This is a genomic window from Amycolatopsis sp. CA-161197, assembly GCF_050942255.1.
In the GTDB taxonomy this organism is placed as follows: Bacteria; Actinomycetota; Actinomycetes; order Mycobacteriales; family Pseudonocardiaceae; genus Amycolatopsis.
In genome coordinates this window covers 2,299,868-2,313,167 of sequence record NZ_CP192059.1, presented here as the reverse complement: position 1 = coordinate 2,313,167, position 13,300 = coordinate 2,299,868, and the positions used below count along the sequence as shown (strand labels likewise).

16 protein-coding genes are annotated in these 13,300 nt (G+C 70.5%); 5 read left to right on the top strand and 11 right to left on the bottom strand.

The genetic code is table 11. The annotated features are described in order from the left end of the window. Positions 1 to 119: 119 nt before the first annotated feature. On the bottom strand, positions 120 to 1,502 hold the full coding sequence (locus ACQPXB_RS11140) for an FAD-binding oxidoreductase (protein WP_386948089.1): 1,383 nt from the start codon (positions 1,500 to 1,502) through the stop codon (positions 120 to 122). Between the two features lie 110 nt (positions 1,503 to 1,612). On the opposite strand from ACQPXB_RS11140, the gene ACQPXB_RS11135 reads away from it, so the two are divergent. Beyond that, positions 1,613 to 1,861 (top strand): hypothetical protein, encoded by a 249-nt coding sequence (locus ACQPXB_RS11135; RefSeq protein ID WP_366580973.1) that lies wholly within the window; start codon positions 1,613 to 1,615, stop codon positions 1,859 to 1,861. A gap of 63 nt (positions 1,862 to 1,924) precedes the next feature. Here ACQPXB_RS11135 and ACQPXB_RS11130 read toward each other — a convergent pair whose 3' ends face one another. From ACQPXB_RS11130 to ACQPXB_RS11115, 4 genes are all read right to left on the bottom strand, one after another. After that, positions 1,925 to 2,515, bottom strand: a complete 591-nt coding sequence (locus ACQPXB_RS11130; RefSeq protein WP_366580971.1) for a class F sortase — start codon at positions 2,513 to 2,515, stop codon at positions 1,925 to 1,927. Positions 2,516 to 2,520: 5 nt separating this feature from the next. After that, the gene (locus ACQPXB_RS11125; protein ID WP_432851287.1) at positions 2,521 to 3,321 is read right to left on the bottom strand and encodes a choice-of-anchor P family protein; all 801 of its coding nucleotides are present in this window, start codon (positions 3,319 to 3,321) and stop codon (positions 2,521 to 2,523) included. Between the two features lie 423 nt (positions 3,322 to 3,744). Continuing rightward, positions 3,745 to 4,449 carry a carboxypeptidase-like regulatory domain-containing protein gene (locus ACQPXB_RS11120; RefSeq protein ID WP_432851285.1) on the bottom strand — a complete coding sequence of 235 codons (705 nt, stop codon included), beginning with the start codon at positions 4,447 to 4,449 and terminating at the stop codon, positions 3,745 to 3,747. Positions 4,450 to 4,516: 67 nt separating this feature from the next. After that, positions 4,517 to 5,293, bottom strand: a complete 777-nt coding sequence (locus ACQPXB_RS11115) for an SDR family NAD(P)-dependent oxidoreductase (protein WP_432851283.1) — start codon at positions 5,291 to 5,293, stop codon at positions 4,517 to 4,519. Positions 5,294 to 5,377: 84 nt separating this feature from the next. Between ACQPXB_RS11115 and ACQPXB_RS11110 the strand changes: the two genes are divergently transcribed. Further along, entirely contained in the window at positions 5,378 to 6,223 is an 846-nt protein-coding gene (locus ACQPXB_RS11110) for a helix-turn-helix transcriptional regulator (RefSeq protein ID WP_366580963.1), read from the top strand. Here ACQPXB_RS11110 and ACQPXB_RS11105 read toward each other — a convergent pair. From ACQPXB_RS11105 to ACQPXB_RS11090, 4 genes are all read right to left on the bottom strand, one after another. Continuing rightward, the gene (locus tag ACQPXB_RS11105) at positions 6,220 to 6,405 is read right to left on the bottom strand and encodes a hypothetical protein (protein WP_432851281.1); all 186 of its coding nucleotides are present in this window, start codon (positions 6,403 to 6,405) and stop codon (positions 6,220 to 6,222) included. The two genes, ACQPXB_RS11110 and ACQPXB_RS11105, sit on opposite strands and share 4 nt — an antisense overlap. 50 nt (positions 6,406 to 6,455) lie before the next feature. Next, positions 6,456 to 7,196: an SDR family oxidoreductase gene (locus ACQPXB_RS11100; protein WP_432851279.1), complete on the bottom strand. Its 741-nt coding sequence runs from the start codon at positions 7,194 to 7,196 to the stop codon at positions 6,456 to 6,458. A 218-nt stretch (positions 7,197 to 7,414) separates the two neighbouring features. Beyond that, the gene (gene trpS / locus ACQPXB_RS11095; RefSeq protein WP_432851277.1) at positions 7,415 to 8,452 is read right to left on the bottom strand and encodes a tryptophan--tRNA ligase; all 1,038 of its coding nucleotides are present in this window, start codon (positions 8,450 to 8,452) and stop codon (positions 7,415 to 7,417) included. Continuing rightward, a complete protein-coding gene (locus tag ACQPXB_RS11090) occupies positions 8,452 to 8,880 on the bottom strand; it encodes a MarR family winged helix-turn-helix transcriptional regulator (RefSeq protein ID WP_432851275.1) in 429 nt (142 codons plus the stop codon). Before ACQPXB_RS11090 ends, trpS begins: the two co-directional genes overlap by 1 nt. A gap of 89 nt (positions 8,881 to 8,969) precedes the next feature. Here ACQPXB_RS11090 and ACQPXB_RS11085 point away from each other — a divergent pair, with 89 nt between their 5' ends. From ACQPXB_RS11085 to ACQPXB_RS11075, 3 genes are all read left to right on the top strand, one after another. After that, positions 8,970 to 9,422, top strand: coding sequence for a DUF3237 domain-containing protein (locus tag ACQPXB_RS11085; RefSeq protein ID WP_432851273.1), 453 nt, complete (start codon positions 8,970 to 8,972; stop codon positions 9,420 to 9,422). A gap of 79 nt (positions 9,423 to 9,501) precedes the next feature. Beyond that, complete coding sequence (locus ACQPXB_RS11080; protein WP_432851271.1) at positions 9,502 to 9,996, top strand: hypothetical protein; 495 nt, start codon at positions 9,502 to 9,504, stop codon at positions 9,994 to 9,996. Positions 9,997 to 10,190: 194 nt separating this feature from the next. Continuing rightward, positions 10,191 to 11,666 (top strand): ArnT family glycosyltransferase, encoded by a 1,476-nt coding sequence (locus ACQPXB_RS11075; protein WP_432851269.1) that lies wholly within the window; start codon positions 10,191 to 10,193, stop codon positions 11,664 to 11,666. A gap of 196 nt (positions 11,667 to 11,862) precedes the next feature. Here ACQPXB_RS11075 and ACQPXB_RS11070 read toward each other — a convergent pair whose 3' ends face one another. Both ACQPXB_RS11070 and rlmN read right to left on the bottom strand, forming a co-directional pair. Then, entirely contained in the window at positions 11,863 to 12,135 is a 273-nt protein-coding gene (locus tag ACQPXB_RS11070; protein ID WP_366580947.1) for a hypothetical protein, read from the bottom strand. A gap of 30 nt (positions 12,136 to 12,165) precedes the next feature. Further along, the gene (rlmN, locus tag ACQPXB_RS11065; RefSeq protein WP_366580945.1) at positions 12,166 to 13,272 is read right to left on the bottom strand and encodes a 23S rRNA (adenine(2503)-C(2))-methyltransferase RlmN; all 1,107 of its coding nucleotides are present in this window, start codon (positions 13,270 to 13,272) and stop codon (positions 12,166 to 12,168) included. Between the last annotated feature and the right edge of the window lie 28 nt (positions 13,273 to 13,300).

Genomic DNA, 13,300 nt, shown 5'->3' with positions numbered 1-13,300 from the left:
CTTTCTCTCGTTCCCTTAGCTAGGCTAAGCAAGTTGCTTGCCTGTGGCAACCAACTTCGTGAATCGGTTACGAGAGAACCGTCACAGGTCGATCACTGTCCTTTGCGGACTCTTTACTTTCACTCGACTGAGTGAATAGCAAAAACCTTCCCGGGATTGAGGATTCCGTGCGGGTCCAGCGCGTTTTTCACGGCCTGGTGCATCTGCAGAACCGCCGGTCCGAGCTCGTTTTCCAGCCCCGGCCGCTTGAGCAGGCCCACGCCGTGCTCGCCGGTGACGGTGCCGCCGAGGGCCAGCGCGTCGGCCACAATGTCGTCGAAGGCGGCCTGCGCGCGCCGCCGCGCGTCCTCGTCGCCGGCCGGCGTGCTGAGCAACGGGTGGAGGTTGCCGTCGCCGATGTGCGCGACGTTGGCGATGAGCGTGTTGTGCCGCTTCGCCGCGAGGTCGATGCGCGCGAGCATCTCGGGCACGAGGTGGGTGGGCACGCAGACGTCCTCGGTCAGCAGCGGGCCGAGCCGCTCCAGCGCGGGGTACGCCAGCCGCCGGGCGGCGAACAACGCGTCGGCCTCCGCCTGGTCCGACGACTGCGCCGCCCAGGTGGCGCCCGCCTTCTCGAAGCACTCGAGCATCACGGCGGCCTCGTGCTCCCCCGCCGCGCCCGGCGCGTCGCTGCGGCCCAGCAGCACCACCTCCGCGTCGGCCGAGAGCCCCATGTTCTTCCACTCGTCCACGGCGACGAGGCAGTGGCGGTCGACCAGCTCCAGCGCCGAGGGCACCACGCCGGCCGCGCGGATCGCGGCGGCCGCCTCGCCCGCGGCGACGGTGGAGTCGAAGTAGCCGGCCACGGTGCTCTCGGGCGCGCGCTGGGCCCGCAGGCGCACGGTGATCTCGGTGATCACGCCGAGCGTGCCCTCGGAGCCGACCATCAGGCCGGCGAGGTCGTAGCCCGCCACGCCCTTCGCGGTGCGCCGCCCGAGCCGCACGAGCTCACCCGTGCCCGTGACGACCTGCAAGCCGAGCACGTAGTCGCGGGTCACGCCGTACTTCACGCAGCACACGCCGCCCGCGTTGGTGGCGACGTTGCCGCCGATCGTCGACCACGGGGAACTCGCCGGGTCGGGCGGGTACCAGAGGCCCTGTTCGGCGCAGGCGGCGCGCAGGTCGTCGTTCACCACGCCGGGGCCGACCACGGCGAGGCGCTCGACGGCGTCGATCTCGTGGATCGCTGTCATGCGGTCGGTGACGAGCACGACGCAGCCGGCCACGGCGTTGGCGCCGCCGGACAGCCCGGTGCCGGCGCCGCGCGTGACGACGGGCGTGCCGTGCTTGAGGCAGACCTTCACCGCGGCCTGCACGTCCTCGGCCGAGCGCGGCCGGACCACGACCTCGGGCAGCGTCCACGGAGCCCACTCGGCCTCGTCGTGGGCGAAGCCGCGCAGCACGTCGGGGTCGCGCACGAGGACCTCGGGCGGCAGGACGGCTTGCAGGTCTTCGATCAACATGGGCGCTCCCGGTCGCGTTGCGGCTTCTCCCGCCAGGTTAGGGGGCTGGGATGTCGAAACGGCCGTCTCTGCTTCGACGTAGGAGTAGAGACCGACTTCAGGAGGCAGCCATGGGAACCACTTCACGCGGGATCGCGATGTTGCGGGCCGTCGCCGCCGGGCGCGCGCGGGTGACCTGCAGCGCCGAACCGGACCTGTTCGTCGACGGCCTGCCCTGCTGCGACCAGTTCACCGCCCACGCCCTGGCCCACCAGGGACTCGTGCGCCCGGCGCGGCTCGGGCTCGTCGGGCAGCAGGTGCCGGCGGAGCTGACGCCGGCCGGCGCCGCCCTGCTGACGACGGTGGCCGCGGCAGCATGAGATGCAGCAGGGCCCTGTCGTCTCGCCCGAGCGCGAGACGACAGGGCCCTGGTCCGGGGACGCCTACGTGTTGAGCGTGCCGTAGACGATGATGTTGTCGAGGTAGCTGTGCGCGGCGGCGTCGAACGCCCCGCCGCACGTGATGAGGCGGATCTGCGGGTCGGTGGTGTTGCCGTAGACCGCTTCGGTGGGGAATTCCTTCTTCGCGATCTGGTCGACCTTCGTGACGGTGAAGGTGGCCTTCGACCCGTCCTGGCGGCCGATCACGACCTGGTCGCCCTTCTTCACCTCGTGCAGCCGCCAGAAGATGCCCTTCTGGTGGTTGCCGTCGATGTGCCCGAGTACCACGGCGGGGCCGACCTGGCCCGGCGTCGGGCTGTTGGAGTACCAGCCCGCCTGCAGTGGTTCGGTCACGGGCGGGACCTGGACGGTCTTGTCGGCGTTGAGGCCGAGCGGAACGAGCGAGGAGTGCGCGTCGATGCTCGGCACGTCGAGCGACACCGGCACCGACCGGGCGAGCCCGACCACGGGCGCGGCGCTCGCGGGCGCCGCCGGCTGCTGGGCCGGCGTCGATTCCGCGCCGCAGCCGGACAGCGCGAAGGTGGCGACGAGGGCCAGCAGCAGGGCGAAGAGCCCGTACCGGCGTCGGGTCACTCCACTCACTGAGCGAACACCGTGGCGAGCGAGCCGTCACCGGTTTCCGGCGCGCCGGCCGGGATCACGGTGACCTGGCCGGGGCTCTGGGCCGGCGGCTTGGCCGGGGCGGTGGGCTGCGTGGGCGTGCTCGGCGTCGCGGCGACCTTCGCGCAGGTGGAGGAGGCGAGGACGACGTCACCGCTGCCCAGCGCGCCGGTGGCCTTGCCGCCGAGGAGCTTCACGTGCAGCGCGTTGACGGTGAGGGAGCCGTCGTCGTGCTTGATCTGCTCGTTCACGATCACCTGCACCACCCCGGGCACGCCGATCTTCTGGTTCGGCGCGGTGCCCACGGGCAGCTTGCCGATGCGGCCGAGGTCCAGGCCCGCGAGCTCGGACGACGCGGTGATGCCGTCGGGCGTCGACGTGCACTCGGAGCTGATCACGCGCGCCTTCGGCGTGGCGCCCGCGAGCGGGGCGAGCACGGGCAGCGCGGCGTCGACGATGGAGGCCTTGGAGGCGACCTTGCCGTCGGTCTCCTTCGCGGAGCTGCTGATCGCCTTCGCCGTGACCAGACCCTTCAGCGGCACGTTGACGACCTCCGCGGACGTGGGGCCGTCCGTGTTCGACGGCGCGATTTTGCCCGTCTCCACGGAGATTCCCTTGTCCCCCAGCACTCCCGCCAGCAGCGAGACCGACGCGGACGCGCCGTAGGCCGACCCGGCGGGCGCGTCGGCGGCGACCGCCGAGGGGGCGGCGGTGGCGAGCAGGGCGAGAGCTGGAGCGGCGACCACGAGGGTCCGTCCGCGCAGCAGGGCAGAACGCATGAATTGTCCTTTCGAACACCAAGAATGGAACCGCCCGCGGATCCCCGAATCCACGCGTGACCCGACGCAACTGTCGATCACCGGCGAGAACGCGACGCTATCAAGGGGGCCCGGAATTGCAAAGCAAGATCCACTGTGCAGCGCGTCGATCAGCCGAGTCAGTGACCACGTTTTCCGCAATTTCACCACTAAAGAGTGATGTAACGCTGTGGTTTTGGCCGGGTTCTCTCACTCTGCGCTAGGCCGTTCCTGCACCTACTTGGCGGATTGCTCGCGCCACCACTCTTCGGGGTGATCCTGGGGACGGGTGATCGACCGGTACTCAGCGTCATGTGACCGCTACGGCGGCTCGTGGGTTTTTCGTAAAACTCCACACGGGAAATCGTCGCGTGGAATTGTCCACTATGGAGCGTGGCGTGGCATTCACTCGCCACGGGTGAGCACGACGTCGTGATCCGCCGTCGTGCCGGCGACCAGAAAAAGGAACTCGTTCTCGACGGCGCGGCCGGGAACCTTCAGCAGGTAGTAGCCCGCGCGCAGCCCGGACAGCCGGTAGCGGCCGTCCGGGCCGCTGACCGCGGTCCACGTCCGGTCGAGCGTGGCGAGACTCTGGCTCGCCGCGACGACGGTGACGCCCGCGACCGGCTTGCCGTCCTCGACGACGTGCCCGGTCACCGGCACGACCGGTCCGATCACGTCCGCGGCCGCACCGCTGAGCGTGGTGAACCGCCCGGCGGTGACCACGCACGTCGCCTCGAGCCCGCCGCGCCGCACGCTGTCCTCGGTGACCCGCCCGGTCAGCCCCGCCGTGATGGTCTGGTGCGCCCGCAGCGTTCCAGATAAACCGCCCTGCAGCGGCTGGTCGGTCTGGATCCCGTTGAGCGCCATGCGATCCGAGGGATCCGCCGACGCGCACGTCACCTGGATTCCGTCGACCTGCCGGCCGGTGTCGTTCGTGAGCGTGAGCGTGCCCCGGACCACCGCACCCGGCTCGTAGGTCGTGCGGTCCAGGCTCAGCGCCGGGTCGAGCTTCACCGCCGCCACGGCCGGGTCCTCGTCGAGCGGCGCGGCGACCGCGGCCATCGCGAGGACGGCCGCGGGCAGCGCGAACCACAGGGACTTCCGCATGACACCCCCAGAGAGCCGATCGGCCGAGAATACCGGGGATCGCGTCGCCGGAGCGCGGATTCGCCGCTCAGACTCCCGCGCCGCCGTCGACGCGGAGGATGGCGCCCGTGACGTAGGAGGCGCGGTCGCTCAGGAGCCAGGCCGCGGCTTCCGCGATTTCGGTCGGGTCGGCGCCGCGGCGCAGGGGCGTCGCCGAGACGAGGCGGTCCTGCAGGCCCGGCGATTCGGCCTCCCACGCGCGGATCATCTCGGTGAGGGTGTTGCCCGGGGTGATGGCGTTGACGCGGATGCCTTCCGGTCCGTAGGTGACGGCGGCGGACTCGGTGAGGCTGTTGACGGCTCGTTTCATGGCGCCGTACGCGGGCAGCTCGGGGTTGCCCCGCAGGCTGCCGACCGACGACGTGTTCACGATGGCGCCGGTGCCGGCCGTCGCGCGGATGACGGCGACCTCCGCGGCCATGGCGAGCCACACGCCCTTGAGGTTCACCGCGTAGACGTGGTCGAACTCGGCCTCCGACAGGCCGTCCATCGGGCCGGGTTGCTGGATCGTGGCGCCGTTGTTGAAGGCGATGTCGAGGCGGCTGTAGAGCTCGGCCGCGCGGTCGACAGCTACCCGCACGCCGGCGGCGTCGGCGAGGTCGCAGACCACGTAGTCGGCGGTGCCGCCCGCGGCGCGGATCTCTTCGGTCACGGTCTTGAGCTCGGATTCCGTGCGGGCCGCCAGCAGCACGCGGGCGCCTTCCCGGGCGAACAGGCGCGCGGCGGCGGCACCGATGCCCCGGCCCGCGCCGGAGACGAAAGCGACCTTGCCGGCCAGCAGGCCGGGTGTTTCGTGGAGTTCCATAAGCCCAGGCTGCGACGCCGCGCCGGGCTTATTCAGGCATCGCCAGTACCTGGCTGAGCCCCGTGCGGCGGGGATACTGGAAGCGTGGACAGGCGAGAACTGGCCGGCTTCCTGCGCAGCCGGCGCGAGCGGATCACCCCGGCCGACGTCGGGCTGCCCGCGGGGCCGCGCCGCCGCACGCCGGGGCTGCGCCGCGAGGAGGTGGCGCAGCTGGCGTTCATCTCGACCGAGTACTACACGCGTCTCGAACAGGCGCGCGGCCCGCACCCGTCGCGCGAGGTGCTCGGCGGGCTCACGCGCGCGTTGCGGCTGAGCGACGCCGAGCGCGAGCACCTGCACCACCTCGCCGGCGAACCCGCGGCGCGACGGCCCGGGCCGTCGCGCGTCGTGCGCCAGAGCATCCTGGACCTGCTGGACCGGCTGCCGCAGGCCGCCGCGATGGTGATGTCGGCGACGTACGAGGTGATCGCCTGGAACGACCTCGCCGCCGCCCTGATGGAGGACTTCTCCGCGCTGTCCCGGCGCGACCGGAACCTTGTGCGCCGCGTGTTCCTGCGGTCGGACGACCGGCGCCTCTACGGCGTGTCCGACGCCGACGAGTTCGCCCGCTACGCCGCGCGCAACCTGCGCGCCACCGCCGCCCGCTACCCGGACGACCCCGAAGTGACCGAGCTGGTCCACGACCTTCTCGCCGGCAGCGAGCACTTCGCGCGTCTGTGGGCTTCGCACGACGTGGCCGCAGAACCGAGCCTGCGCAAGACGTTCCGGCACCCGGTGGTCGGTCCCCTCACCGTCAACTGCGACGTGCTCGACCTGACCGACCGCGACCAGCACGTGGTGATCTACACGGCCGTGCCGGGATCGCCTTCGGAGGAAGCCATGAGGCTGTTGTCGGTGATCGGCACGCAGCGCATGGACGTGAGCAGCTAGAAAACCGCGACGGGGTTCACCGGCAGTCCCGTGGTGCGGTTGATCGGGGGCGGTGCTGCGACCAGCAGGAAGCTGTGCCGTCCCAGCTCCGCGCACGTGGCCGCCAGGTCTTCGACATCAGCGGCGCCGATCAGCGGGGCGCCCAGGCGAGTGAGGGCCACGGCGCGCAGCGGGAACGGCACGGCGGGATCGAGCGCCGGGAACGCGTCGCCGATGGGTGAACCGGGGAAATTCAGATGACCCCACCGTTGGCGAAGATGACCTGGCCGTTGATCCAACGGCCCGGACCGGCGAGGAAGGCGACGACCTCGGCGATGTCCTCGGGCTGACCGAGCCGCTCCATGGGCGACTGCGCCGCGATGCGGTCCATCAGCTCCTGCGACTTGCCGTTGGTGAACAGCGGTGTTTCCGTCGGCCCCGGGGACACGGTGTTGACCGTGATGTCGCGCCCGCGCATTTCCCGCGCCAGCATCAGCGTGATCGCCTCGATCGCGCCCTTGGACGCGGCATAAGCGCTGTAGTTGACCTGCTGCAGCTTGGTCACCGAGGTCGAGGTGTTGATCAGCGCGCCGCCCGCGCGCATCCGGCGCAGGCCCTCCTGGCTGACGACGAAGGTGCCGCGGATGTTCGTGCGGTGGATGCGGTCCAGCTCGTCGAGCTTCAGATCGAGGAACGGCGACAACGGCATGATCCCGGCGGTGTGCACGACGACATCGAGGCCGCCGTACCGTTGCTCCGCGGCGTCGAACATGGCCGCGACCTCGACCTCGTCGGCGACGTCGGCCTGCGCGGTGCTCGCGACGCCACCGGCGGCGGTGATTTCCTCGACCACCTCGTCGGCCCGGGCCTGCCCACCCGAGTAGTGCACGAGCACGTGCATGCCGTCGGCGGCCAGGCGCGTGGCCACGGCCCGGCCGATCCCGCCGGAACCGCCGGTCACGACGGCGACGCGCGGGGTGGTGGTCTCAGTCATCTCGGCTCTCCGCATCAGTGTGGGGTCGCCGCCATGTAATCCGCCGATTTGCACCGACGCCAGGTGCGCACGCGAAACTTGAGCCGATTCCGACGGAAATCGAGTCTCCGGCAGGCCGGATTTTCCGAAACCGTTTTTCGCAGCACAAAGCCCGAGGTAAAGCGAGGTCGACAGCGAATACGACATTCGCGTTTTCTGTGGTACTCGCGGTCTCCGGTTCAGTACACCGTGGACATCGCCTCCCGCACCTCGGCGAGCGTCGCCTCCGCCGTGGCGCCCGCACGGGCGTTGCCGTCGCGCAGCAGCGAGAGCACGAGGGCCGGGTCACCGGCGAACTCGGCCCGGCGCCGGCGGATCGGCGCGAAGTGGTCGTTGACCGCGTCGGTCACGATGCGCTTGAGCGCGCCGCCACCACCGGCGCCCGCCTCCTCCGCGATCGCCTGTGGATCGACGCCGCGGCACAGCGCGGCCAGCAGCACCAGGCTCGACACCTCCGGCCGCCGCTCGGACTCGTAGGTGATCACGCGCTCGGAATCCGTCTTGGCGCCTTTGAGAAGCCGGGCCGTCTCGTCCGCCGAAGCCCGCAGCGCGATCGCGTTGCCGCGGCTCTTGCTCATCTTCCGGCCGTCCGTGCCCAGCAACGACGGCGCCGAGGACAACAGCGCCTCCGGCTCCGGGAAGACGCGGCCGTAGCGGTCGTTGAACCGGCGCGCGACGGTCCGCGTCAGCTCGAGGTGCGGGAGCTGGTCGCGGCCCACCGGGACGAGGTTGGCCTTGCAGAACAGGATGTCCGCCGCCTGGTGCACGGGGTAGGTGAACATCAGGCCGCTGACCGCACCCTGACGGGAGTGCGCGATCTCGTCCTTGACGGTCGGATTGCGCTGCAGCTCGGGCACCGTGACCAGGCTGAGGAACGGCAGCAGCAGCTGGTTGAGCGCCGGCAGCGCGCTGTGGGTGAAGACCGTCGAGCGGGCGGGGTCGATGCCGGCGGCGAGGTAGTCGAGCACCAGCTCGCGGACGTGGCCGGGCAGGTCGTCGGCGACGTCGCGGTCGGTCAGCACCTGGTAGTCGGCGATGACCAGGATCGTGTCGACGCCGAGGTTCTGCAGGCGGACGCGGTTCTGCAGCGTGCCGAAGTAGTGGCCCAGGTGCAGCGGCCCGGTCGGGCGGTCGCCGGTCAGGACGCGGAAGCCCGACGGCGCGGCGAGGATCTCCGCTTCGAGCTCGGCACTGCGCGCGACGGCAGGGTCGGTCATCACGCGTTCCGTCCGCGGTGATGGTCGACGATCTTCGTCGTCAACTTCAGCAGCTGCTCCCGCTCGTCGGCGCTCAGCGCTTCGAGGCTCGCCTTCTCGGCGGCGCGGGCGCGGGGCTTGACCTTCTTCAGCACGGCCGCACCCTCGTCGGTGAGGCTCAGCAGCTTCCGGCGCGCGCTGGCCGGGTCCGTCGTGCGGGTCAGCAGGCCGCGTTCGACGAGGCGGGAGACCAGCGGCGTGAGCGTGGCGGAGTCGATCATCGTCGTCGCGGTGACCTCGGTGAGGCTCGACTGCGGACTGCTCTCGAGCGCGAGCAGCACCGTGTACTGCGGCGGCGTGATCTCCGTGATGCGTTCCTGCCAGCACGCGGTGGTGGCCTGCACGGCCCGGCGCAACATGATCACGTGGTTGCTCCTCAGCCCGGCCACGATCCCTCCAACCTCTCGTGCACGAATATTTCGTACACGAGTGTACTACAGTGGCGATCACCGTGCCGCCAAGCGAAGGAGCCCGTCCCGTGCTCGACCTCGTGCCCCTGTTCACCCTCGACGTCCGGCTCGCCCCGCCGAAGACCGTCCACAACGGACCCCACGGCGAGCGCCGCGTGATCGACATCCTGGGCGGCACCTTCACCGGCGAGCGCCTCAGCGGCGAGGTCCTTCCCGGCGGCGCCGACTTCCAGCTCGTCCGCCCCGACGGCGTCGCCGAGATCGACGTGCGCGCAACCCTGCGCACCGACCACGACGACCTCGTCTACCTGACCGGCCGCGGCCTGCGCCACGGCCCCGCGGACGTCCTGCGGCGAATGGCAGCGGGCGAAGCCGTCGACCCGCACTCGTACTACTTCCGCGAATGCCTGCTCTTCGAAGCCGCCGGCCCGCGGACCGAGTGGCTCAACCGCGTGGTCACCGTCGCCAAGGGCGCGCGCACGCAGTCGACGGTGAAGGTCGACGTCTTCGAGGTGCGCTAGCGCGGGCACCGCTTCGAGGTCCGCGGACGACGAGCAGGTTTCCCGGTCGGCCTCGGCCGAGCAGCTTGGCGAGGCTCGGGTGAAGGTGGCGATCGAGCGGACCGCGCTGGAGCAGGAGCCGGCCATGATGCTGGGCCGGGTGCTCGACCGGCCGCTGCACTTCGAGCCGGAGACCGACGACACCACGTCGGGGTCGGCGTTGCGCCGGTCGCTGGGCATTCTCACCGCCGAGCTGGCCGAGCCCGACTCCCTCATGGCACTGCCCGCGACGGCCGAGCGCCTCAGCCGGCTCGCGATGGCCGGCATGCTCGTGAGCCACCGCCACAACTACAGCGACCAGCTCGGGGCGAAGACCGGCGACAGCAATCCCCGGGCCATCCGGCGTGTGACGATGGCGATCGAGGAAGACCCCATGAAGTTCCGCACTGTCGGGCAGATCGCCCACGCGGCGGGGCTGAGCGCCCGCGCTCTCGAAGTGGGCTTCCGGCGTCACGTCGGCGTTCCGCCCGTGCGGTACCTGCGCCAGATCAGGCGCGCACGCCGCGCTCCTGGAGGCCGACCCCCGAGACGGTGACGGCGACGTCGGTCGCGTACGTGTGGGGCTTCCTGCACTACGGCCGGTTCGCCGCGGAGTACCGGAAGGCGTATCACCGGTCGCCTTCGGAGACGCTGGGGTCTCGGTAACGACGTTTGCTCGACTGAGGGCCCCCTGACCTGCGCTTACTTCATCTATACACGCGAAGTATACTCGCTATGCATAGTGGCGCCATGGTGATCATCCGCAGTCCCCTGGAACCTCGCGTTGCCGTCGCTCGGCCCTTCGCGTGGCCGGCGATCTCGGTCGTGGCGCTGTGCACCGCGCTCGCGCTGCTCGTCGAGGCCGGGCGGCAGAGCCTCCACGGCGACGAGCTCTACTTCCTGTCCGCGGCCGAGCACCTGTCGTGGGGCTACGCGGATCAGGGCGCACTGGTGCCGTTCCTGGCGTGGCTCGGCGACGGTTCACCGTTGACCTTGCGGGTTCCGGCGGTGCTCGCCACGGTCGCCGGTGTCCTGCTCACCGCGCTGCTCGCGCGGGAGTTCGGCGGCGGCCGCTGGGCGCAGACCGCCGCGGCGGCCGCGTACGCCGCCTCGCCGCGGGTGCTCGACACGGGATCGCTGCTGCTGACCCAGACGTTCGACATCCCGCTGTGGATCGCCACGACGGTGCTGCTGGTGCGCTGGGCGCGAACCGGCTCCGACCGTCTCTGGTGGGGCATGGGACTTCTCGCGGGGGTGGCGTTCACGGTCAAGCCACTGATCGCCGTGTTCTGGGTGTGCTGCGCCGCCGTGCTGCTCGCGACCCGGCGGCGGCGCGTGCCGTGGACCGGGCTGGGGAAACTGGCCGCGCTCGCTGTCGCCGGCGCGTCGCCTTACCTGATCTGGCAAGGGTTTCACGGCTTCCCGCAGCTGACGCTCGTCCCCGTCGTCGCCCAGGAGACCGGCGAGTTCGCCGGTGGCAAAGTCGCCGTGCTGCCCCTGACGCTCGCGTCCAACGGCGCACTCGCCGGCGCCGCCCTGGCGGTTTACGGCTGCTGGACCTTGCTCCGCGACAGCCGCTTCGCGCCGTACCGCTTTCTGGGCTGGACCTGCGTCGCCGTCGCCGCCGTGATGCTCGTGGCCGGCGGGCGGTACTACTACTGCGCCGGCCTGTTCCCCGTCTGCTGGGCCGCCGCCACGGCCCGCATCAGTACCACGGTGGGATCGCACTGGTGGCGACGCATCGCTTCGGTGGGCGTATCCGCTTTCTCCGGCGCCGTCGTCTTGGTCATCAGCCTGCTCGCGGGCGGACCTTTTTCTTGGGCCACCGGCGCCACCCTCGAATCCCGGTCCGAACAAGACTGGAGCACCTTCACCGACGCAGTCGCGACCGCCTACAACCGCCTACCCGCCACGACGACAATCATCACCGACCACTACTGGCAGGCCAGCGCCCTGAACTGGTACGGCGCCGGCCTCGGCCTGCCTCCCGCCCACAGCCCCCACCGCGGCTTCTCCTACTTCGGCCAGCCCTCGGACCCCGGCCGCGCGGTCCTCTTCGTCGGCACCGACCCGACCGAGTTGCGCACGCCGTGCGTGCGGATGGCGGCGACACCGTCCGCCGCTGACCACGGCTTCGCCGGCCTGAACCAGGGCGTGCCCATCTGGCTGTGCAACGCACCGCGGCAATCGTGGGAGACGTTGTGGCCGCAGCTGCGCCACTCGTGACGCGCCCCAGGGCGCGAGCGGATGGGGCGGTTCAGGTGAGCGAGACGCTCAGAGCGCGCTTATTCAGGATCAGTTCACGAACGCTTCAAAACGCGCACACACGAACGCTGGCGCAACCACTCCAGCAAATCCTGGTCAGCGCCAGCGGCGATGAGATCACCGATTATCTTTCGAGCAGCCAGGTCAGTGTTCGCAGCTACTTCGTCGCGACCCACGGCGCGAGCAGCACTTCCAGGTCCGCGTCGGACAACGCCCGCGGGCTCTCGCCGAAGCCCTGCCAGCGCGAAGCGTCGCGGGCGGCGTGGAAGTCCACCGAGTACGCGCGCATCAGCACGTACATGAAGCTCTCCGAATCGAACCGCTCGCCCAGCAACGAGCGGGCCGCACGAGCCACCGCCACCCCGCCGGTGATGTCGCGCAGCTTCAGCTCTTCCGCCGCCGGGTCGAGGAGGCAGGGCGTTGAAATCACAGGAACTTTCCCATCACTGAAACGAAAAACTCAGCCTTCGGCAGCCAACTGGCCACACGCTGCCGCGATGTCCTGGCCGCGGGTGTCGCGCACGGTGCAGGCTACGCCCCCCGCGTTCACCAGCCGCACGAACTCCCGCTCCACCGGCTTCGGGGAGGCGTCCCACTTCGAACCCGGCGTCGGGTTCAGCGGGATCACGTTCACGTGCACCAACTGACCCAGATGCTTGCGCAGCCGCTTGGCCAGCAGCTCCGCCCGCCACGGCTGATCATTGATGTCCCGGATCAACGCGTACTCGATCGACACCCGACGGCCCGACGTGTCCGCGTAATACCGAGCCGCCGACAAAACCTCATCCACCGACCAGCGGTTGTTCACCGGCACCAGCGTGTCCCGCAGCTCGTCATCCGGAGTGTGCAGCGACACCGCCAGCCGCACCTGCATCTTCTCGTCAGCGAGCTTCCGGATCGCCGGCGCCAAACCCACCGTCGACACCGTCACCGAACGCTGACCGATCCCCAAACCCGACGGAGCCGGCTCCGTGATCCGCCGCACCGCCGCAACCACCCGCTTGTAGTTCGCGAGCGGCTCACCCATGCCCATGAACACGATGTTCGACAGGCGGCCGGGGCCGCCGGGCATGGCGCCGTCGCGCATGACGGCGGCGGCGGAGCGGACCTGGTCGACGATCTCGGCCGTGGACAGGTTGCGGTCGAGGCCGCCCTGGCCGGTGGCGCAGAAGGGGCACGCCATGCCGCAGCCGGCCTGGCTGGAGATGCACAGCGTGGCGCGGTCGGGGTAGCGCATGAGCACGCTCTCGAGCAGCGTGCCGTCGTGGGCGCGCCAGAGGGTCTTGCGCGTGGCGCCGTCGTCGGCGGACAGGGCGCGGACCTCGGTGAGCAGCGACGGCATCAGGTCCGCGACCAGGCGCTCACGCGCGGCCGCGGGGATGTCCGTCATGTCGGCCGGGTCGACGGTCAGGCGCGAGAAGTAGTGGTTCGACAGCTGCTTTGCGCGGAAGGCCTTCTCCCCCAGCTCCACCACGGCCTCGGCCCGCTCGGCGGAGGTGAGGTCGGCGAGGTGACGCGGCGGCAGGCCACGCTTGGGCGCGTCGAAAACAAGGGGGAGGGCAGTCATAACCGATCCAGTATTCCACGTCCACCGG

What these genes read in the sequence shown, in the direction of transcription:
- ACQPXB_RS11140 (WP_386948089.1), bottom strand. Translation starts at nt 1,502, where the DNA reads ATGTTGATCGAAGACCTGCAAGCCGTCCTGCCGCCCGAGGTCCTCGTG.
- ACQPXB_RS11135 (WP_366580973.1), top strand. Translation starts at nt 1,613, where the DNA reads ATGGGAACCACTTCACGCGGGATCGCGATGTTGCGGGCCGTCGCCGCC.
- ACQPXB_RS11125 (WP_432851287.1), bottom strand. Translation starts at nt 3,321, where the DNA reads ATGCGTTCTGCCCTGCTGCGCGGACGGACCCTCGTGGTCGCCGCTCCA.
- ACQPXB_RS11120 (WP_432851285.1), bottom strand. Translation starts at nt 4,449, where the DNA reads ATGCGGAAGTCCCTGTGGTTCGCGCTGCCCGCGGCCGTCCTCGCGATG.
- ACQPXB_RS11115 (WP_432851283.1), bottom strand. Translation starts at nt 5,293, where the DNA reads ATGGAACTCCACGAAACACCCGGCCTGCTGGCCGGCAAGGTCGCTTTC.
- ACQPXB_RS11100 (WP_432851279.1), bottom strand. Translation starts at nt 7,196, where the DNA reads ATGACTGAGACCACCACCCCGCGCGTCGCCGTCGTGACCGGCGGTTCC.
- trpS (WP_432851277.1), bottom strand. Translation starts at nt 8,452, where the DNA reads ATGACCGACCCTGCCGTCGCGCGCAGTGCCGAGCTCGAAGCGGAGATC.
- ACQPXB_RS11075 (WP_432851269.1), top strand. Translation starts at nt 10,191, where the DNA reads ATGGTGATCATCCGCAGTCCCCTGGAACCTCGCGTTGCCGTCGCTCGG.
- rlmN (WP_366580945.1), bottom strand. Translation starts at nt 13,272, where the DNA reads ATGACTGCCCTCCCCCTTGTTTTCGACGCGCCCAAGCGTGGCCTGCCG.